We start from the raw sequence: 19288 nt of genomic DNA on the forward strand, positions 1-19288 counted from the left end.
GGGAAGGGAGGGAGTTTATGGGCGCACCGTTTGATATAAGCTATGTATTCTCTTATTTGCCTAAGCTGCTGGGGACTTTGGGTACCACCTTGCTGATTGTCGGCTGCTCCCTGCTGGCAGGGATTATTGTCGGCTTTATCGTAGCGCTGCCAAGATTGTATAAAGTGCCGGTGCTGAAGACCTGCTCCGAAATCTATATCTCCTTTTTCCGGGGCACACCGATTCTTATCCAGCTTTTCCTGTTCTATTACGGGCTGCCAGAGATCCTGAAGCTGGTTCAAGTCGATATGACCCGGACGCCAGTGCTGGTGTTTGTGATTCTGACCTATGGTCTGCACACAGGGGCATACATGTCCGAGATGATCCGCGCTGCAGTGCAGGCGGTGGATAAGGGACAGGTCGAGGCAGCTTATGCAACGGGGATGACGGGGTTCCAGGCTTTTATGCGGATCGTGCTGCCGCAGGCGCTTGGAATTGCTATTCCGGTATTCTCCAATCTGGTGATTGCCCTGCTCAAGGATACATCACTGGCATTCACGCTTGGTGTTATGGAAATGACAGGGAAAGCGCAGACGCTGGGCAGCTTGACGCAGCATTTTATTGAAACCTATATCGCGCTTGCGCTGATCTATCTGGTTATCAGCTTTACGATTGAGAAGCTGCTGCTGGTAGCAGAACGCCGGCTGCTGCGGCATGAAAAGCGGAGCGCTGCCGAGAAAAGATCATTTAAAATCCATAAAAACTGGTCCTACCGCCGCATCATTGCTGAACTGGGACCAGGTAAAGGAGGCGCCGGTTTATGAAGCTGGACCCGTCGTTTATCTGGACCGCCTTCGTGCAGATTCTCAGTGCGATTCCTACGACCTTATATATTACCGTGGTTTCTGTCTTGATCGGGTTTGTGATTGGAGTAGCAGTGGCCCTGATCCGGATCTACAGAATTCCGCTGCTCTATCCGCTGGCTGTCGGGTATGTCACCTTTATCCGCGGTACGCCGATGCTGACGCATCTGCTGCTAATTTATTTCGGGCTTCCCGTGCTGATTGACGGTTTGGCGGTGCAGTTCGGCTGGAGCTTCAGGTCGGTGTCCATTCCGATGATTGGGTTTGCTTATATTTCGTTCTCCATTACAGCGGGAGCTTATATGTCAGAGGTCGTCCGCTCCGGCCTGCTCGCTGTGGACCGCGGCCAGCTGGAAGCGGCCCACTCCATCGGCATGACCACGCCTCAGGCGCTGCGGCGGATTGTTTTTCCCCAGGCGCTGGCGGCGAGTCTGCCCAACCTGTCAAATTCGGTAATCGGTATGCTGCACGGGTCTACGTTGGCTTTTACCGTATCCGTGGTAGATATCAACGCTAAGGCGCAGATTGTGGCTTCGACGAACTGGAAGTTTTTTGAGGCTTATCTGGCGGCGGCGCTGATCTTCTGGGGGCTTACGTTCCTGATAGAGCGCGCGACATCGGTGATCGAGAAACGGATTAATCTGTACAATCGGGGGGGAGTGGCATGATCAGCTTAACGCAAATATCGAAGTCATTCGGCCGGCATCAGGTGCTGAACAATATAGATTTAACGGTGACCAAAGGCGAGGTTGTCGTCATTCTCGGGCCCAGCGGATCAGGCAAAACGACACTGCTGCGCTGTGTGAATTATCTGGAAAAGCCCAGCGGCGGAGAAATTACCATCGGGGATTTCAAGGTGAACTGCAAGCATGCCCGCAAAAAGGAGATTCACCAGCTCCGTCAAAAAACGGCGATGGTATTCCAGCAGTACAATCTGTTCCGTCATAAAACCGCGCTGGAGAACGTGATGGAAGGGCTGCTGATTGTCAAAAAGCTTCCGAAGGACGAAGCCAGAAAGCGGAGCATTGCGCTGCTTGAAAAGGTTGGCCTCGGCAGTAAGCTGGATGCTTATCCGAGCCAGCTCTCCGGAGGCCAGCAGCAGCGGGTCGGCATTGCCCGTGCCCTGGCGCTGGAGCCGGAGGTCATTCTGTTCGACGAGCCAACGTCGGCGCTGGACCCGGAGCTGGTGGGTGAAGTACTGGCCGTAATCCGCAAGATTGCCAAGGAAGGCATCACCATGATTGTGGTGACCCATGAAATGGGCTTTGCCCGCGATGTGGCGAACCATGTGGTCTTCATGGACGGCGGCGTCATTGTAGAAGAAGGCACACCCACAGAGTTATTCAACCATCCGCGTGAAGAACGAACGAAGCAGTTCCTGAAGCGGATCACACCTGAATTGAACTATTCCATATAGGGGGCAAAATCATGGCCATTACAATCAGCGTACTCGATCAAAGTCCGATCTATCCGGGAGAAACAGCGGAGGAAGCCTTCCGGCATACGATCAGGCTGGCGCAGCTGTCCGAACAGCTAGGGTTCCGCCGTTTCTGGGTGTCCGAGCATCATGACTCCGAGCAGGTGGCCGGCTCTTCCCCGGAAGTGCTGATCTCGCACCTGCTGGCGAAGACGGAGTCGATTCGCATCGGTTCCGGCGGAATTATGCTGCAGCATTACAGCCCGTACAAAGTGGCGGAGAATTTCAATGTGCTGGCTTCCCTGGCCCCGGGCCGGGTAGATCTGGGTGTAGGACGTGCGCCGGGCGGTCTGCCGCGCAGCACGCAGGCGCTGCAGCAGGGACAGGGCGAAGCCCCCAGCCTGACGGATAAAATAATTGAGCTGGAGAAGTACGTACATAGCCGGCTCGAAGCGGACCACCCGCTGGCTGGGCTGAAGGCAGGGCCTATCCCGGGTACTGCACCTGAGCTCTATGTGCTTGGTGCGAGTGTAAGCAGTGCGGAAATTGCCGCTGAACTGGGCTTACCGTACGTGTTCTCCTTATTCATTAACGGGGACCGGGCGGTGGCGCTGGAAGCCATTCGTGCTTACCGCAACGGCTTTGTATCGGCCGAAGGCAGGCAGCCGCAGGCAATTATCGCGCTGGCGCTAATCGCAGCCAACACCGAGGAAGAGGCGAAGGAGCTGGCCGGCTCACATAAGCTGATCCGGATTACACTCGCCAGCGGAAAGACGCTGACAGTGGCTACCCGGGAGCAGGCGGAAGAATTTACCCGCCAGGCTAAAGAAGAATACACGATCGAAGAGCGGGAGCCGGAGATTACGAAAGGCACAAAGGAATCTGTACGTGAACAGCTGCTGGCACTGTCCGAGGCTTCAGGTGTCGAGGAGTTCATTATAACAACCAATGTGCAGCCGTTTGACAAACGTCTCCGCTCGTTTGAGCTACTGAGCGAAGCGCTGGCTGAGGTGCCGGCAGAGGCATAGGGTGGTCGATTAATTATTTACACAGGAAGTTGTAAGGAAGGGAGCCTGTATATGACAAGTAAAACCGCCGTGCTGAGCGTAGAAGCGCTTGGCGATCAGTTAACCGGAATCCGCCGTCATCTGCACCGGCACCCGGAGCTGTCTAATGAAGAATTTGAAACGACACAATATATTACTTCACTGCTGGAACAGGCCGGAATCAGGGTTCTGGATTACGGCCTGGCAACCGGAGTGATCGCCGAGATTGGAGGCTTGAAGCCGGGTCCGGTCATCGCGCTGCGTGCCGATATAGATGCCTTGCCGATTCAGGAGGAAACCGGCGCAGATTATGCCTCGCAGGTTCCAGGCAAAATGCATGCCTGCGGGCATGACTTTCATACCGCGGCGCTGATTGGCGCCGCTTATCAATTGAAGCAGCAGGAGGAGCGGCTGCCGGGTACGGTGCGGCTCTTGTTCCAGCCCGCTGAGGAGAAGGCGCAAGGCGCGCAGCGGATCATCAGCAGCGGAGCATTGCAGGAGGTACGCGCGGTAATCGGGCTGCATAACAAACCCGACCTGCCGGCCGGAACGATCGGCATTACCGGCGGCCCGTTGATGGCAGCCGCAGACGGATTTGTGGTAGAGATTCTGGGCGGCAGCTCACATGCAGCAGTGCCGGAAGCGGGGATCGACCCTATCGTAGCCGCTTCGCATATTGTGACTGCCCTGCAGTCCATCGTCGGCCGCAATGTCAGTCCTCTTGAGAGCGCGGTGGTAAGCGTGACGCAGATACACAGCGGCAATTCATGGAATATCATTCCTGACAAGGCTGTGCTGGAAGGCACGATCCGCACGTTCGATGAAGCCGTGCGTGCCAAGGTGCTGGAGCGTTTCGAGCAGGTAGCGGCTGGAGTAGCCTCCGCTCTCGGAGCATCCGCGACGGTCCGCTGGATCGGCGGGCCGCCGCCGGTGCTTAACGACGAAGCTCTTGCTGTGCTGGGGGTTGAGTCAGCCGAAGCGCTCGGCTACCGTGCATTGAAGCCGGTGCCCTCTCCGGCCGGTGAGGACTTTGCCTTCTACCAGCGTGTAGTGCCGGGATTATTCGTCTTCGTCGGCACGGACGGAAGCCGTGAATGGCATCATCCGGCCTTCAATCTGGATGAGCAGGCGCTTCCGGTGGCTGCCCGTTTCCTCGCGGATATCGCTGTACGTTCCTTAGAGTACTACGCTGCCGGAGGAGGTGCGGAATCATAACTCAGCATTCCAGTTATGACGTAATTATTGTCGGCGCAGGCTCGATGGGGATCAGCGCCGGGTATGAGCTGGCCCGGCGCGGAGTGAAGACGCTGCTGGTCGATGCTTTTGATCCGCCGCATACAGAAGGAAGTCATCACGGCGATACCCGGCTGATCCGCCATGCTTACAGCGGTGATCCCGCCTATATTGATCTGGTCTTGCGGGCCGATCAGCTATGGCAGGAAGCCGAGGAGCGTAGTGGAACAGAGCTGCTGGTACGCTCGGGAGTGCTCAATCTCGCGGACAGTGCTATCTATTCCTTCGCCGGACGTCTGGCGGAAGCAGAGAAACGGAAGGTGCGGGTTGAGCACCTGGACGCCGGGGAAATCAGGCGGCGCTGGCCGGCACTGAACATTCCGGAATCATTTGCAGCAATGTATGAGCCGGATGCCGGATATTTGTACAGTGAGCGGTGTATTGCCGCCTACCGCCAGCTTGCTCTTGCACATGGTGCGGAGCTGCTGACGAACACCCCTGTAGTGAACATTACCGCCCGCGAAGGCAGTGTCACGGTTCACACGGCTAAAGGTGATTATCACGGAGGGGTGGCAATTCTTAGCACCGGAGCCTGGTTCAGTGCATTGGCGCCATTTGTACAACTGCCGATCAAAGCGGTCCGCAAAGTTGTCGGATGGTTTGATAGCGCACCGGCTTTTGCTGCCGGGAATTTCCCCGGCTTCACGCTGGGGGCGGAGGAGGGCGGTTATTACGGCTTTCCCGGTATTGACGGGGCCGGCCTGAAGATCGGCCGGCATGATACGGGCCGGGAGTGGACGCCGGGTGAACCGCTGGCGCCGTTCGGCAGTGAAGCCGGCGACGAGGGAGACCTCCGCCGGGTGCTGGAGGCTTACATGCCGGGTGCCGCCGGGCAGCTGCTTAAAGGTTCTGTATGCAAATATGAGCATACACCCGATGAAGATTTTATCATTGACCGCCATCCGCTCCACTCTAATGTGCTGCTAGCCGGAGGATTCTCGGGGCATGGCTTTAAATTTTCCAGTGTCGTAGGAGAAATACTGGCGGACCTCACGACCCGTGGGGCTACAAGCCATAATATCCGGCCCTTTTCATTATCACGCTTTACACCGCCTGACCATCCGCAGGCAGGTCTTCAATTGGAGGGGATATAATGAGCATTGCTCAAATCAATGATTATCAAAATACTCATCAGCAATTAGTACAGGCGACAGACGGGTTAACGGAGGAACAGCTGAGATGGAAGGCGGAACCGGCCAGCTGGAGTATTACCGAGGTGCTGGCTCATCTGGCTGACCACAGCATTGTAGTATCGTTCCGCATTCGTGACATCCTTGCAGGTACCACAGCGCAGCTGCCAGCCTTTAACCAGGATGCCTGGGTCAGCGGGCAGCATGCCAATCAGGGAAGCGCCGCCGACAGTCTGGAGCTGTTCCGCAGCCTGCTGCATTATAACAGTCTGCTATTTGGCCGGCTAAGTGTAGAGGATTGGGAGAAAAGCGGAATCAATTTCAAAGGCGAAACTGTGAGAATAACCGACATCATCCGCAGCTTCACTGCACATGTGCAGACACATCTTAACCAGATTGCACGGATTAAGCAGGGGGCGGCATCTGCAGCGTTTATTCAGTAATAGTATAGCGAGTGCTTTCGAAGCGAGTTTTGCGAAGTGAATCAATGAAGCGGATGCTAACAAAACTTTGAGGAGGAACGAACATGACCAAACCAAAACAACTGAAGCTGGGTGCACTGCTGCACGGGGTGGGTGGCAGCACGTCGATGTGGCGTCATCCGGACGCCAAGCCGGATGCCAGTGTGAACTTTGAATTATACAAACAATGGGTACAGAAGGCAGAGGAGGGCAAGCTGGATCTAATCTTCATCGCGGACGGCTTGTACATTAACGAAAAGTCCATTCCGCATTTCCTGAACCGGTTTGAGCCGCTGACGATTCTCAGCGCACTTGCTGCGGTCAGTACTAACATCGGTCTGGTCGGCACGCTGTCTACCTCCTACAGTGAGCCCTTTACGGTTGCGCGCCAGTTCGGCTCTCTGGATGTTATCAGTGGCGGCCGGGCCGGCTGGAATGTGGTTACTTCCCCGCTGGAAGGCTCCGCTTCGAATTACAGCAAAAAAGAACATCCGGACCACAGCAAACGCTATCGCATTGCTGAGGAGTATTTACAGGTGGCGCGCGGGTTATGGGATTCCTGGGAGGATGATGCGTTTGTCCGCGACAAGGAGTCGGGCGTCTTTTTTGATCCGCAAAAAATGCATGCGCTGAACCATGAAGGAGAGTTCTTCTCTGTGAAGGGGCCGCTAAATATTGCCCGTTCGAAGCAGGGGCAGCCGGTGGTGTTCCAGGCAGGCTCTTCGGAGGTAGGCAAAAATTACGCCTCGAAGGAAGCGGATGCGATCTTCACTGGTCATGAAACGCTGGAGGAAGCGCAGGCCTTCTACAGTGATGTTAAGTCACGGATCGCCTCATTTGGCCGGAACCCGGATGAGGTGCTGATCTTCCCGGGAATTGCCCCAATCATCGGCGACACGCCGGAGGAGGCGGAGCGCAAATACCAGGAGGTAGCCGGACTCGTCACGATCGAGAACGCTCTGAATTATCTCGGCAGATTCTTCGAGCATCATGATTTCTCGCAGTATCCGCTGGATGAGCCGTTCCCTGATGTTGGCGAGCTGGGACGTAACAGCTTCCAGAGCGGCACGGATAAGATCAAAAAGGATGCGAAGGAGCGGGGCTTGACGCTGCGTCAGGTTGCTATTCAGTCTGCTACTCCTCGAAGCAGCTTCATCGGGACACCGGAGCAGGTGGCTGATCAGGTTCAGACCTGGTTTGAAGCCGGCGGGGCAGACGGATTCATGATCGCAGCGGCTGTACCGAACGGCTTGGAGGAATTCGTGGACCGGGTAGTGCCGATTCTGCAGGAGCGGGGGTTATTCCGTACGGAATACGAAAGCGACACCCTGCGCGGAAACCTTGGCATTCCGGTGCCGGAGAACCGCTACTCGAAGACTTCAGAGCCGGCAGGGCAAATTTGACGTCTGACACAAGTCCGGCAGTGAACGGGAACCTGGATGACCTGAACAAACCGGGCAACCGGAATGACCCGAGCATCCCTGACACCTCAGACATCCTGCACATGATGGAGTACGCTGGTCAGCTGGAGGAAGAAATCATCTCCATCCGCCGTGATATGCACGCCCATCCGGAGCTGCTGTATGATGTCGCCCGCACCTCCGGTAAGGTAGCCGGACTACTGGAAGAATGGGGAATTCCGGTGCGGCGGAATGTAGGCCGTCATTTCGGAATGGGCGTCGTCGGCACGCTGCAGGGGCTTGCGGGCAGCGGTCCGGTCATTCTGCTGCGGGCCGATATGGATGCTCTGCCAATTGGGGAACAGAATGAGCTGCCTTACAAATCGGTGAATCCTGGAGTCATGCATGCCTGCGGCCATGATGCCCATACCGCGATGCTGCTGGGGGCGGCCAAAACCTTGGCAGCCTTCCGGGAGCAGCTGGCAGGCACGGTCTTGTTCGTCTTTCAGCCGGCGGAAGAAGGTGCGGCCCGGAGTCCGAAAGACGGAAAGCTGCTCTCCGGGGGACGCGATATGATCGAGGATGGCATTCTGGAAGGCGTAGACTATGCATATGCGCTGCATGTTATGCCTGAGCTTCCGGCAGGGCAGCTGGGTGTTCATCCGCATTATGCCATGGCAGCCTCCAGTCATTTCAAGGTGGAATTTCAGGGGACAGCCGGACACCACAGCGCCCCGCACCAAGCAGTGGATGCTATCCAGATGGCGGCACAGTTCATAGCCGGCATCAACGGACTGATGGCGAATCAGACCGATCCGCAGGAGGCAGCAGTGCTGGCTTTCGGCACTGTGAATGCGGGTACAGCCGTGAACGTTATCGCTGAGCGCAGTGAACTGACTGGAACGTTCAGAGCTTTTTCGAAGACAGCAGTAACTGCGATTACAGAAGGACTAAGACGGCATGCCTCGGCGTCTGCGGAGGCATATGGCGGAAGATACCGGATGGAGCTGCGCGAGGGAATTACAGTGGTCAACGACGGGGAAGCTGTGCAGCGGATGCTTCGTGCAGCCCGTGAGGTGCTGGGGGAAGATCAGGCAGTATTGCTGGATCAGCCCAGTCTTGCCGGTGAAGACTTCGGCTGGTATCTTGACCGTGTTCCCGGTGCGTTTGCCTTCATCGGCTGCGGAAATGCGGAGAAGGGAATTACTCATGCAATCCATCAGCCGCAGTTTAACATTGATGAAGACATGCTGGTCCACGGCGCGAGGATATGGGTCAGACTTGTAATGCAGCATAAATGAACGAGTTGCGTCCAATATTTAAGGGATATCTAATGAGCCGGGAGGCTCCTGGGATATCCCATTTTGTTGTATAAGCGGGACCCGTGCAGATGCTGCCGGAAGAGCGGTTAAAATCATTTAAAGTTAAGGCAGGTGCCGGTCCGTTGATCGTTAGGCTCCCAGTGCCGTCAGTAAGTACTGTGTCGTCAGTACCTAACACTGAAGGAACAGCCTGTAATCGTATCCTTACCGACCTGGGGCCTCATTTCCACAAACTCTAAGTTCCGGTATATGCTACGGATATAAGCGGAATAATCCCATTGTGTCCGCCCTTCCAGTGCGAAAGCGTGGATATAAGCGGAGAAATCCTATTGTGTCCGCCCTTTCAGTGCGAAGGCGCAGATATAAGCGGAGAAATCCTATTGTTTCCGCCCTTCCAGTGCGAAAGCGCGGATATAAGCGGAATAATCCTATTGTTTCCGTCCTTCCAGTGCGAAAGTGTGGATATAAGCGGAATAATCCCATTATTTCCGTCATTTCAGTGCAAAAGCGTGGATATAAGCGGAGAAATCCCATTGTTTCGGTCCTTCCAGTGCGAAAGCGTGGATATAAGCGGAATAATCCCATTGTTTCCGCCCTTCCAGTGCGAAAGCGTGGATATAAGCGGAATAATCCCATTATTTTCGCCCTTTCAGTGCGAAGGCGCAGATATAAGCGGAATAATCCCATTGTTTCCGTCCTTCCAGTGCGAAAGCGTGGATATAAGCGGAGAAATCCCATTGTGTCCTTAGCGAGCCGTCTATCGCAAAACAGAGCAAAGGTGAGCTAACCCGCACTAGTTAGACCCGCTGTTCTAATGGGGAAGACACCTCTGAGCGCAGGTTTACCTGCTTACCCCACACGTAAAGAGTGGCTGCTCTAACTGCCATCAACATAGAGCAGCGATCCCCCGAATATCGGAGGATCGCTGTTCTGATCTGTTTCATAGTATGCAACTTATAAGCTGCGGGCCTTACTTCACGCTGCCATCTTCCGGCTTCTGCGTCCGCAGACGCGCCAGTTCGGCTTCCACAGCGTTTTGCAGGGCAGGATCAATAGCGGGAGCCTGGGCCGGCTGGCCTGCCTGTGCTTCCCATTCACTAATCTTGTCCTCCATCCGTTCGAAGCCGCGTGATGCGGCGCCGGCACTGATGATCGGCCCGTGTCCGGGTGCGCCAGGATATGCGTAGTGGTTCTGGGCAGCAGCCTGTTTACTCAACTCAGCCGCTTTGCGAGCACGTTCAGTCAGCTCAGCGCGTTTCGCTTTCAGCCGTTCATGCTCCGCTTTGGCATTGTGCAGATTGACTTCCAGGGCGGCAAGGGTCTGAAGTGTATCTTCCAGAATACCTTCTGTTTCCTGAATGCTCTCCTGGTACCGCAGCTTAGCCATTACCGCTGCTCTGGCGGCCGGTTCATTCCCTTCACTCATCGCCTTTACAGCGGCGGCTTCACTGCTCTCCGCCTGCACCAGATATTCGGCTTTACGGCGTTCCAGTACGCTTGCCGTTACTTTGAGCTCGCGCTGCTTGCTTTCGGCAATCCCGATCTTGTCCTCCAGATCCCGCAGATACTGTCCGGTCAGCAATACCGGGTCTTCCAGTTTGTTTAATCCTTCGTGAATTGCTGCTTTGGTAAGGGTGGTAATACGTTCGAATATGCTGCTCATGTTTATTTCTCCTTTGAATTTGAATTTTAGTTTGTAACAATGAAATAGGACTTCATTCCGATTAATAATGATCGAAGCTATCGGTAAAACCTGAGAATGCTTCTTTAGGGACGATAATGCTGGCAACGATATAGATAAATACAACTGTACCGAAGCTGAAAATTGCAGCGGCTGCTACAAGCAGTCTGACGAGTGTAGTATCAAGATTAAAGTAGCGGGCCAGCCCTCCGCATAAACCAGTAACCTTCTTGTCTGTCTCGGAACGGAATAACTTTTTCATAATTTTCTCTTCCTCTCTTGTAATGTCCGTTGTCTATGTGTTTATTCTACGGCTATCTGCAATCTTGCAAAACGGCCTCGGGACTGTTTTTCGGTCCAGACCTAAGGCGGGGATGGTTCCCGCAATAAGACGGGGCAAGTCCAGGCCAAACCTGATGCGCTGCAGCACTCTTTTTAACATAAGAAGTCATCCGGTTAATCCCTGCTTAACACTCCGGGCCTATACTGTAGTAAGCTTCTCCCTCCAAACCTTTTAAGAGAATGATTCACTTTCGGATAAGACGATGGACAATAAGGAGGACTGGCCTATGGGAATTCATAAGTATTTCCGCTCGCTGAATGAGCTGGAACGGATCATCCGCTGCCCGGGTAAATTCAAATTCGAGGAGCATAGTGTAGCGGCCCACTCCTGGAAGGTTGTACAGTATGCCAAAACCTTGGCTGATATCGAAGAAAAGCACGGTGCGGTCATTGACTGGAAGAAGTTGTATGAGATCACGAGCAGCCATGATTACGGAGAGATTTTTATCGGGGACATCAAAACGCCGGTGAAGCATTCCTCGCTGCAGCTGCGGTCGCTGATCCAGCAGGTTGAGGAAGGCATGGTTCATAACTTTATTGAGGAGCATATCCCGGAGGAGTTCAAAAGCATTTTCTTCCATCAGCTTCGTGAAGGCAAGGATGAGTCGCTGGAGGGGCTGATTCTGGAGGTTGCGGATAAAATGGATCAGGTCTATGAAGCTTTTGCCGAAATACAGCGGGGGAACACGGAGAAGGAATTTGTGGTGATGTACCGCAATGCGTTGATCAAGATTAAGAATATTGACCTGAGATGCGTTGAGTATTTCCTGACTGAGATTTTGCCGGATATGGTTAATGAAGAAACGTTGTCACCGGTGGATATTAAAAGAATTACGGAAGAGGCACTGGCTCTGTAACTGATGAGCGGTACTCTTTTTTTTTATGTACGCTGTCTTTTGGCAGCAGAATAGGCATACAATGCCGCTGAACCGTTGAACGCCATATGAAGCAGAATGGTCAGGATAATGGATTCCGTTGCCTGGGCAATCATCCCGAAGAACAGCCCTCCGCTCACCGCAAAAAGCATAAACCGGATGCTCTCTGCATTAAGCTTGTAATACTGCAGATGAGAAACTGCAAATAGAACGGCCGTAATAATCACTGCCAGACTTAATTTCGGAAAGAGACCATTCCCAAGCTCGAGCGTGAACTTTTCTCCCAGGCTTTGATGGCGTACAAGTATAGGCAGTATCAGACCGCGAAAGGCGATTTCCTCAAATACCGGATAGGTGATAACAAAATTAATACGATTAAAAAGACCTACGGGCGAATAGCCGGACCGCCTTGAAATGAGTAAATTGATGAACAGAATGATCAGACACAGCGGCAGAACTGCCAGAAAATGGTGCGGAAGATGAAACACATAATTCTCTTTGATCAACAGGCTTGCTGCTATAAGCAGAATTCCCCAGTAATAGATGGTATACCGCATGAAGCGCTTGTTAAATAGCCCGGTTATCCATTCCACAATTTTAAATGAGAACGATATTAATACTGCAGCAAGTAAAGCCCCTAACATCAGCATTTCGCAATCCCCTTTGCAGATCAATCCTCAGACTAATCTAATTTAGCCGTTACCAGCTATCACGCATATGATAAAAATAACAAAAATGAGAGTTTTAGTCCAAAGCAGCTTAAATATGATAATATTAAGGAAAATTTTTGAAGGGGAGACCTGGTCTGTGGAATATTTGCATTTCTTGCCGGTTTTTAATGCGATGGTATGGTTTGGCATTCTGTTGTTCGTTGTGTACGGTATTGATTTTTATAGGAACTACCCTGCAGCCCCTTTTGCGTATGCCAGCCGAAAACCTTCTTGGCACAAAGTAACGTTAGAAGTTCTTATCTTTGTTATTCTATCCTCTGTGGTGGTATTTGCGCTTCATCCGTTTGACAGCTCACTTCTGATGTCTTTGGTGCTGATCGGCATTATTATTACATATATTTTGGGCTCAGGAAATCGTAAATACCGGGAATCTGCCCGTTTAGGGTTAATGGCTGTACATAGTTTGCTGGGCGCTTGCTTTTTTGGCTTATTCGCGATGAAGCTAATGGACAGGCTTAAAATCACGCTTAACCTGAATATGACGGACAACTACGATATCTTATATTTCGCGTATCACCAGAAGCGGCCGGTAGTATACGGATTCTTCCTTCTGCTCATTGCTTTATATTATATAATCAGCAAGCTGTATATGAAACCGGTCTACAGCTCCTATGCGGCGGACTATCAGATACATCCTAGAGTTAATATCAAGCTTGTGAGCGGTGAAATCCTGCAGGGGATGTTTCTTTTGCAGCATGCAGGCAGAGGTGAAATTATCGCGGGAGACCATATTCACCGTTCGGAGGCAGCCCATATCTATTGCATTAACCGGGACCAAATATTGTACATTGAAGCCGCGGGCAATGCGCAGCAGCGATCGGGTCTATGAACCGGCCGAAAACAGGCAGAGGGCTTAAAAGAATAGCGGTTGCGGCGGCTCTTGTGGCTCTCGTCATCCTGGCGTTCCTGCTGAAAAATCAAGTGGCGGCTATGGTTACAGACTCAACAGACTTATCTTCATTAACGGTTAGCGGAATCCGGCTGGACCAGAATATGGCGGAGCTGGATTTGAGCCGAACCCCTAAAGACCCTTCTTTCACTGACAAAAAAACAGGCGATACGGAGTATAGATATTATAAGGACTTCTCCATCGCCTATAACAGGAGCGGAGAGATTATCATTCTGAGGACGATGTCTCCAGACGGGGTAGTGAGTGCAGGTGGGGTGACGCTCCAGACTCTTGAGGAGGCCGCCGGGATACTAGGGAAGCATTACACCGTCAGGATGTACGACTACGATCAAGGGCTGAGAGCCAGAGTATATTACGACAAAAAAAGCCGGATCAAAGCCAGCTTTGTCTATCCCCACAAATTCCGTAAGGAGGGCGTCATCATCTGGGCTATCCTTGAAAGGTATTGAATAGTATGCTGATAGGAACATCAACAGGAAATGAGGGATGCAGATGAGTTTTTTTGACAAATTTAAAGCAGGTGTGACCGAAGCCGGGAATAAGGCAATGAATGTCGTCGAGGTTAACCGTTTGAAGCTGCAAAACAGCAGCAAGCAGAATGAAATTGACAAGCAGTATCAGGTGATGGGCAAAATGCTGTTCGAGGCTACGCTTAATGAATCAACCCTGCCTAAAGAAGCTTTTGCGGTAAATATGAATCGTGTGCTCGTGCTGAAATCTGAGATCGAAGCTAATCTGGAGCAGATTGAAGCGCTGGGGGACGGGAAACATTGTAAAAGCTGCGGCAGCAGTGTGCCGGCGGAAGCACGTTTCTGTCCAAACTGCGGGCACACCTTCGAAGCTCCGCGTGAACCGCAGGTTCCGCAAACTCCGCAAGTATCCGAGGTGAAGGCAGGGCCACTGTCACTGGATAAAAACGACACCGAGGAAAGGTGATCGTTATGGGTCCGGGAACAGTTAAGTTTAGCTGGGTTGGCAGCGGGGAGAGGTATCTGGATCATCTCAAGCCGGCAGCTTTTGAAAATATGGTGATTGGCCGGTATGGCGGCAATTCACTGGCAGGCGCGGACAAAAATGAAGACGGGTTATTCATTCTAATTGGACCGGGCGGGACCTGGGAGTTCAGTATGCTGTTGGATGCCCATAATACGGCAGAAAGTGCAGAGCTGTTGATCAGGATGACCGGAAGTATCTCCAGCGAGATTGAGCAGTGTCTTTCGCGGCCTGTGCATGAGGCCTTTAAAAATTTGGAGACGCTGCTGCTCACGATACTGGGATCTGATGCCTTTAGAAGCCAGTGCCGGGAAGTAACAGGGGAAACAGCGTGCCTCATATGCGTGCGCAAGGAAAATTATCTGTGGTGGTTTTCGGTGGGCGACAACTCGGTGTATCTGCTGCATCCTGAACTGGCTGCCAGGGGACAGTACCTGCTGAATCAGCGTAACTACTATGAATGGATCGGATATGTAAATACCTTTGATCAGCCGGTAGCCTGCTTCTCCTCTGGGGTCAGGGAATTAAGGAAAGGGCGCAACGTGATTGTCATGACCACAGATGGCCTATTGGAATACGGGCGTCTGGAGCATGGCCGGCAGACCTTTGAGGATCCGGGCAAGCTGTACCAGGCATTTTATAATAAAAAAAATTTGCAGGCCTGTGTAGAGGCAGCAATCTTGGAAGTGCATGAAGCGCAAGGCCGCGACAGTGCGACCGTCGTTACCTGGAGTTACTATAATGAGCGGGCGGCGGTACTGCCGAGTGATGCCAAATAGGTGATTCGGCGGGGAAATTCAGATCTCTCTTAGCTCAAGCGGCCAGCTTGGGCTGTTTCTATTTGGTGATGGAGTAAAAGTGATGGATTATGCATCTTGCCCAAGCAGAATGGTTATGTATCGCTGATTGCGCATAATCAGGTCATGAAGAAAGGCATCCTGAATAAAGATCCGGACAGCGCGCTTGCCAGTCTAAGCAGTAACAAGGAATACAGCGGACTTTTTCAGACGGAGTTTACCGTATATCCTTATGAGCAGCTGGCAGGCTGGCTCAAAGGTGCGGGCTATGAAATTGAAGAACGTTTCGGTATCCATAATCTGTACGGATATATCGCGGATAATGAAATCAAGCAGGACGAGGAATGGCATAACCGGATGGTGCAATTAGAGCTGGAGCTCGGCAAGCTGAGTCCTTACAGGGATGTCGACATTTTTACGCATATTATCGCTAAGAAAAGCATCTGATGACAGGCAGAGTTACATTGGAGCGGGGGGAGGGCAAAATCGGCCAGGCGCTAGAACAGCTGGAGTTCGTACATAAGGAAGTGTCAAAAGAAAATAAAGTATTAGACTGACAATACTTCATTAAACTAACGGGCAGTTCGTTAACTTTACTGGTTGGGAATCTACCGCTAAAAAGATGTTCTTCACGTTATGTGCGTCGATAAGGGAAGATTGAAAATAATATTGACCAATCAGTCCGGAAATGATAAGATCAAAATCAGAAAACCAAGAAGGTGGTGAAGCCATGATGAAATTGAGGATGTAAGATGTAATTGGTGATTATTTTTTTGACTATATCAGACTGAATGGTCTGGAAATGTCAGCATGCGAGGAGGCAGAAGAGATTGGCAAGAAACAAAGAATTTGACACTACACAAGTGCTGCACAAAGCGATGGAAATATTCGGGCATTATGGTTACGAAGGTACTTCCCTGCAGATCTTGCTCGATGGTTTGGGCATAGCGCGCCAAAGCCTGTATGATACATATGGTACGAAGCGAGAGTTGTTTATAAGGGCTGTTAACCATTATGTTAATGAAAAGTCATCCGCGGTTGTCGTCTATCTGCAACGGCATAATTCCGTGAAACAAGCCATTGCCTCCATTTTCCATGAAATCGTTGTAACGCTTAAAGATGAGGAGCGGCGGAAGGAATGCTTCATTTTAAACAGCGCGATTGACCAGATACCGCATGATCCGGAGATTGCATCGTTATTCAAGACGGACAAACTGCTGTTGGAAAAAGCGTTTTATGATGCATTAGTCCGTGCGCAGCATGAAGGTGAGGTTGATAAGGATAAGGATTTGTATGCATTAGCGCAATATTTATATCATTCACGGTATGCATTAACGCAAGTTGCAAAGATGTCATCAGACACAACAACATTGGATAACTTTGCAGCGTTTACTCTTTCTATATTGGAGCATTAAGCTGGGGCGGCATCAAGTCGCTTCATTATTTTTAGTCATTTCGGACTGAATGGTCAAAAAAGATTGATTGATCTATAAAGGAGGAAGCAAATGATGGATACTAAACGGTTCAAAGGGTTAGCATTATTTATTCTCGCCATTTCGCAACTGATGCTGGCGCTTGATTATACGATTATTTTTGTTGCAATGCCTTCGCTAGGAAGCGAATTGGGATTTTCAGCGAATAATCTGCAGTGGGTTGTCAGTGCATATTCACTTATTTTTGGCGGATTTCTTCTGATCGGTGGACGTCTATCAGATCTCATGGGCAGACGCCGCATGTTTATAGTGGCTATGGTGTTATTCGGTTTGGGTTCGTTACTTGGAGGGGTATCCGACTCTCAGTTAATGCTGATCATAGCCAGAGGACTTCAAGGGCTCGGTGGAGCGATATTATCACCTGCCACGCTTTCGCTTATTATGTCTAATTTCGAGGAAGGCACTGAGCGCAACCGTGCAATGGGAGTGTGGGCGTCTATGGGCGGGGTAGGTATGTCTCTCGGACTGCTGCTAGGGGGGATTCTTACCAGTTACATCGGTTGGGAATCGATTTTTCTCGTAAATGTGCCAGTGGCTCTGTTAGCAATTATCCTGGCTCCTCGCGTATTGGCGGAAAGTAAATTGAAATCCCAAACGAAGCATTACGATATTGCCGGCTCAATATCTGTGACGGCAGCAATGCTGCTAATCGTTTACTATTTGATACAAGCACCTGTTGATGGATGGTTCAGCATATTCACATGGCCATTCGCTTTGCTTGGCATTATACTACTGCTGGCTTTCATTGTAATTGAACAACGTTCCAAAGAACCGCTGCTTTCGTTTAAGTTGTTCCGCAACCGGAACTTGACCGGTGGGGCTTTGACCGCATTCTTGTTCTCGGCATCCTTCGGTTCGTTATACTATTTCCTGACGCTCTATACGCAAAATGTTCTCCATTATTCTGCGATTCAGTCCGGTTTAAGCTTTTTGCCATTAACGCTTAGTGCCTTTCTGGGGGCGAAGCTTATAAACCGAATGCTCACTATTGTAGGGGTATCCGGCACGATCGCAACCGGCATGGGACTCGGCACAATCGGCTTCCTGCTGCTTACCCTTATATCCCCGTCTGGTAATACGTGGGGAATTATTCCGGGAACCATAATTGTGGGTTTAGGCCAAGCGCTTGTATTTACGACGATGTTTATTGCCGGAGGAACAGGGATTGAGCCTAAGGATCAGGGCGTAGCCTCGGCAGTTATCTCCACGGGCCAGCAGATTGGCGGTGCGATTGGCCTGGCGGTTATTATGGCCATTATTTCGGCAAGCCTAGGCTCGAATATAACAATGGAAATGATGCAGCCTGCAGATTTGAACTCGGCCATCCTTACCGCTTTCTTCATTTCGGCTGGTATCACGTTGTTAGGGATTCTGGTTGCCTTCCTTACGCTTAAGTCTACTAAAGCAGGGAAAATAGAAGACAGGGCGATAATTCGATCTCACTAAAACAATGCAATGGTAAGGATAAGGATGTTTATAACCTATAATTCAAGGAGATGAAGATAAGATGACGGATCAACGAAAGATACTCATTACAGGTGGAAAAGGAAAGACAGGAACGAGAATTGCAAAAAGGCTGGATCAACTGGGATATTCATACACTACTACGCTTAGGAGTCTCCAGCCAATTAAAGACCCTATGAAAGAAGTACATTTTGACTGGTACGACAATGCTACGTTTCTCCCTGCTCTGCAGAATGTTGAACGAGTTTATTTGGTCGCACCTGTAGGTGACCCTGAACCGGTGAAAGTTATGCAACCTTTTATTGAAACAGCATTGGAACAGGGTGTACAACGTTTTGTTCTGCTCAGCAGCGCATCCATCCCGGAGGAAGGTCCGGTTTTTGGACCGGTTCATAAATTATTGAAAAAGGCTACTCCAGAATGGACGGTACTCAGGCCTTCCTATTTTATGCAAAATTTCACTGAAGGTCAGCATGCAATGACCATATCTCAACAGGATTTGATCATTAGCGCTGCTGGGCAGGGGAAAATTGGATTTGTGGCTGCTGAAGACATCGCAGAAGTCGCTTTAAGAGCACTTATTGATGATGAAGCCCATAATACGGAGCATATTATTACGGGGCCGGAATCACTTTCATATGATGATGTTAGTCGTATTATTAACGGGGTATCGGGAAAGAACGTTGTCCACAAGTCAATTTCAGATGATGAATTAACTCGCAACTGGTTAACAGCAGGGATAGGCAAGGATTACGCTGAATTTATGACGGATCTTGAACGGAGAATTCGCGAGGAGGGTACGGAAGATTTAGTTACTGACACAGTAAAAAATGTGAGCGGAAAAGACCCTGTTTCCTTCTTTCAATTCGCCAATAAACATGCCGGCGTCTGGAAGCCGGCATGAATCGACCAGCAGTATAAATGATCGTTCAACTAAATGGGAACGTTAGTTCAATGAGAACAGCGGCAGTCTAAGACTTGTTTATCAAGTCTTGATATGCCGCTGTTTTTATTCATAGATCAGTCTAAAACTTAATTTTCACCGAACAGGAAGATATAGAACCATCCCCCTACAATTCGGTTCCACAGAC

21 protein-coding genes are annotated in these 19288 nt (G+C 51.1%); 18 read left to right on the top strand and 3 right to left on the bottom strand.

Annotation, left to right across the window (positions count from 1 at the left end):
* Positions 1-17 precede the first annotated feature (17 nt).
* The 9 genes from QU597_RS06710 (at position 18) to QU597_RS06750 (ending at position 8890) form a co-directional block, all read left to right on the top strand.
* Positions 18-803, top strand: coding sequence for an amino acid ABC transporter permease (locus tag QU597_RS06710; protein WP_310831914.1), 786 nt, complete (start codon positions 18-20; stop codon positions 801-803).
* Positions 800-1510, top strand: a complete 711-nt coding sequence (locus QU597_RS06715) for an amino acid ABC transporter permease (RefSeq protein ID WP_310831915.1) — start codon at positions 800-802, stop codon at positions 1508-1510. Before QU597_RS06710 ends, QU597_RS06715 begins: the two co-directional genes overlap by 4 nt.
* Positions 1507-2259, top strand: a complete 753-nt coding sequence (locus QU597_RS06720) for an amino acid ABC transporter ATP-binding protein (RefSeq protein ID WP_310831916.1) — start codon at positions 1507-1509, stop codon at positions 2257-2259. Before QU597_RS06715 ends, QU597_RS06720 begins: the two co-directional genes overlap by 4 nt.
* Positions 2260-2270: 11 nt before the next feature.
* Complete coding sequence (locus QU597_RS06725; RefSeq protein WP_310831917.1) at positions 2271-3287, top strand: LLM class flavin-dependent oxidoreductase; 1017 nt, start codon at positions 2271-2273, stop codon at positions 3285-3287.
* A 51-nt stretch (positions 3288-3338) separates the two neighbouring features.
* On the top strand, positions 3339-4520 hold the full coding sequence (locus QU597_RS06730; protein ID WP_310831918.1) for an amidohydrolase: 1182 nt from the start codon (positions 3339-3341) through the stop codon (positions 4518-4520).
* Positions 4517-5692, top strand: a complete 1176-nt coding sequence (gene solA / locus QU597_RS06735) for an N-methyl-L-tryptophan oxidase (RefSeq protein WP_369698847.1) — start codon at positions 4517-4519, stop codon at positions 5690-5692. Before QU597_RS06730 ends, solA begins: the two co-directional genes overlap by 4 nt.
* A complete protein-coding gene (locus tag QU597_RS06740) occupies positions 5692-6171 on the top strand; it encodes a DinB family protein (protein WP_310831920.1) in 480 nt (159 codons plus the stop codon). Before solA ends, QU597_RS06740 begins: the two co-directional genes overlap by 1 nt.
* Before the next feature lie 83 nt (positions 6172-6254).
* Positions 6255-7592: an LLM class flavin-dependent oxidoreductase gene (locus tag QU597_RS06745; protein ID WP_310831921.1), complete on the top strand. Its 1338-nt coding sequence runs from the start codon at positions 6255-6257 to the stop codon at positions 7590-7592.
* The gene (locus QU597_RS06750; protein ID WP_310831922.1) at positions 7589-8890 is read left to right on the top strand and encodes a M20 metallopeptidase family protein; all 1302 of its coding nucleotides are present in this window, start codon (positions 7589-7591) and stop codon (positions 8888-8890) included. The genes QU597_RS06745 and QU597_RS06750 overlap by 4 nt, the downstream gene beginning before the upstream one ends.
* Before the next feature lie 991 nt (positions 8891-9881).
* Here QU597_RS06750 and QU597_RS06755 read toward each other — a convergent pair.
* Positions 9882-10574: a PspA/IM30 family protein gene (locus QU597_RS06755; protein WP_310831923.1), complete on the bottom strand. Its 693-nt coding sequence runs from the start codon at positions 10572-10574 to the stop codon at positions 9882-9884.
* Positions 10575-10635: 61 nt separating this feature from the next.
* The gene (locus QU597_RS06760; RefSeq protein ID WP_054939410.1) at positions 10636-10854 is read right to left on the bottom strand and encodes a PspC domain-containing protein; all 219 of its coding nucleotides are present in this window, start codon (positions 10852-10854) and stop codon (positions 10636-10638) included.
* Positions 10855-11161: 307 nt separating this feature from the next.
* Here QU597_RS06760 and QU597_RS06765 point away from each other — a divergent pair, with 307 nt between their 5' ends.
* Entirely contained in the window at positions 11162-11791 is a 630-nt protein-coding gene (locus QU597_RS06765; RefSeq protein WP_054939412.1) for a YfbR-like 5'-deoxynucleotidase, read from the top strand.
* Positions 11792-11814: 23 nt separating this feature from the next.
* On the opposite strand, the gene QU597_RS06770 is transcribed toward QU597_RS06765, so the two are convergent.
* Positions 11815-12459 carry a CPBP family intramembrane glutamic endopeptidase gene (locus tag QU597_RS06770; RefSeq protein ID WP_310831924.1) on the bottom strand — a complete coding sequence of 215 codons (645 nt, stop codon included), beginning with the start codon at positions 12457-12459 and terminating at the stop codon, positions 11815-11817.
* Positions 12460-12616: 157 nt separating this feature from the next.
* Between QU597_RS06770 and QU597_RS06775 the strand changes: the two genes are divergently transcribed.
* The 8 genes from QU597_RS06775 to QU597_RS06810 all read left to right on the top strand — a co-directional run bounded on the left by QU597_RS06775 (position 12617) and on the right by QU597_RS06810 (position 19101).
* Positions 12617-13369 carry a hypothetical protein gene (locus tag QU597_RS06775; protein WP_310831925.1) on the top strand — a complete coding sequence of 251 codons (753 nt, stop codon included), beginning with the start codon at positions 12617-12619 and terminating at the stop codon, positions 13367-13369.
* Positions 13366-13899 carry a peptidase M56 gene (locus tag QU597_RS06780; protein WP_310831926.1) on the top strand — a complete coding sequence of 178 codons (534 nt, stop codon included), beginning with the start codon at positions 13366-13368 and terminating at the stop codon, positions 13897-13899. The genes QU597_RS06775 and QU597_RS06780 overlap by 4 nt, the downstream gene beginning before the upstream one ends.
* A gap of 43 nt (positions 13900-13942) precedes the next feature.
* Positions 13943-14386, top strand: coding sequence for a zinc-ribbon domain-containing protein (locus QU597_RS06785; RefSeq protein WP_310831928.1), 444 nt, complete (start codon positions 13943-13945; stop codon positions 14384-14386).
* A gap of 5 nt (positions 14387-14391) precedes the next feature.
* Complete coding sequence (locus QU597_RS06790) at positions 14392-15222, top strand: PP2C family serine/threonine-protein phosphatase (RefSeq protein WP_310831929.1); 831 nt, start codon at positions 14392-14394, stop codon at positions 15220-15222.
* Positions 15223-15318: 96 nt separating this feature from the next.
* Positions 15319-15687, top strand: a complete 369-nt coding sequence (locus QU597_RS06795; protein WP_310831930.1) for a hypothetical protein — start codon at positions 15319-15321, stop codon at positions 15685-15687.
* Between the two features lie 383 nt (positions 15688-16070).
* The gene (locus QU597_RS06800; protein ID WP_310831931.1) at positions 16071-16655 is read left to right on the top strand and encodes a TetR/AcrR family transcriptional regulator; all 585 of its coding nucleotides are present in this window, start codon (positions 16071-16073) and stop codon (positions 16653-16655) included.
* Between the two features lie 90 nt (positions 16656-16745).
* Positions 16746-18179 (top strand): MFS transporter, encoded by a 1434-nt coding sequence (locus tag QU597_RS06805; RefSeq protein WP_310831932.1) that lies wholly within the window; start codon positions 16746-16748, stop codon positions 18177-18179.
* Between the two features lie 61 nt (positions 18180-18240).
* A complete protein-coding gene (locus QU597_RS06810) occupies positions 18241-19101 on the top strand; it encodes an NmrA family NAD(P)-binding protein (RefSeq protein ID WP_310831933.1) in 861 nt (286 codons plus the stop codon).
* The last annotated feature ends 187 nt before the right edge of the window (positions 19102-19288 follow it).

Source organism: Paenibacillus pedocola (assembly GCF_031599675.1).
Taxonomy (GTDB): domain Bacteria; phylum Bacillota; class Bacilli; order Paenibacillales; family Paenibacillaceae; genus Paenibacillus_AQ; species Paenibacillus_AQ pedocola.

Bases quoted from the DNA above. Each gene is read 5' to 3' on its own strand.
- QU597_RS06710 (WP_310831914.1), top strand. From the start codon at position 18: ATGGGCGCACCGTTTGATATAAGCTATGTATTCTCTTATTTGCCTAAG.
- QU597_RS06715 (WP_310831915.1), top strand. From the start codon at position 800: ATGAAGCTGGACCCGTCGTTTATCTGGACCGCCTTCGTGCAGATTCTC.
- QU597_RS06720 (WP_310831916.1), top strand. From the start codon at position 1,507: ATGATCAGCTTAACGCAAATATCGAAGTCATTCGGCCGGCATCAGGTG.
- QU597_RS06725 (WP_310831917.1), top strand. From the start codon at position 2,271: ATGGCCATTACAATCAGCGTACTCGATCAAAGTCCGATCTATCCGGGA.
- QU597_RS06730 (WP_310831918.1), top strand. From the start codon at position 3,339: ATGACAAGTAAAACCGCCGTGCTGAGCGTAGAAGCGCTTGGCGATCAG.
- QU597_RS06740 (WP_310831920.1), top strand. From the start codon at position 5,692: ATGAGCATTGCTCAAATCAATGATTATCAAAATACTCATCAGCAATTA.
- QU597_RS06745 (WP_310831921.1), top strand. From the start codon at position 6,255: ATGACCAAACCAAAACAACTGAAGCTGGGTGCACTGCTGCACGGGGTG.
- QU597_RS06755 (WP_310831923.1), bottom strand. From the start codon at position 10,574: ATGAGCAGCATATTCGAACGTATTACCACCCTTACCAAAGCAGCAATT.
- QU597_RS06760 (WP_054939410.1), bottom strand. From the start codon at position 10,854: ATGAAAAAGTTATTCCGTTCCGAGACAGACAAGAAGGTTACTGGTTTA.
- QU597_RS06765 (WP_054939412.1), top strand. From the start codon at position 11,162: ATGGGAATTCATAAGTATTTCCGCTCGCTGAATGAGCTGGAACGGATC.
- QU597_RS06770 (WP_310831924.1), bottom strand. From the start codon at position 12,459: ATGCTGATGTTAGGGGCTTTACTTGCTGCAGTATTAATATCGTTCTCA.
- QU597_RS06780 (WP_310831926.1), top strand. From the start codon at position 13,366: ATGAACCGGCCGAAAACAGGCAGAGGGCTTAAAAGAATAGCGGTTGCG.
- QU597_RS06785 (WP_310831928.1), top strand. From the start codon at position 13,943: ATGAGTTTTTTTGACAAATTTAAAGCAGGTGTGACCGAAGCCGGGAAT.
- QU597_RS06790 (WP_310831929.1), top strand. From the start codon at position 14,392: ATGGGTCCGGGAACAGTTAAGTTTAGCTGGGTTGGCAGCGGGGAGAGG.
- QU597_RS06805 (WP_310831932.1), top strand. From the start codon at position 16,746: ATGATGGATACTAAACGGTTCAAAGGGTTAGCATTATTTATTCTCGCC.
- QU597_RS06810 (WP_310831933.1), top strand. From the start codon at position 18,241: ATGACGGATCAACGAAAGATACTCATTACAGGTGGAAAAGGAAAGACA.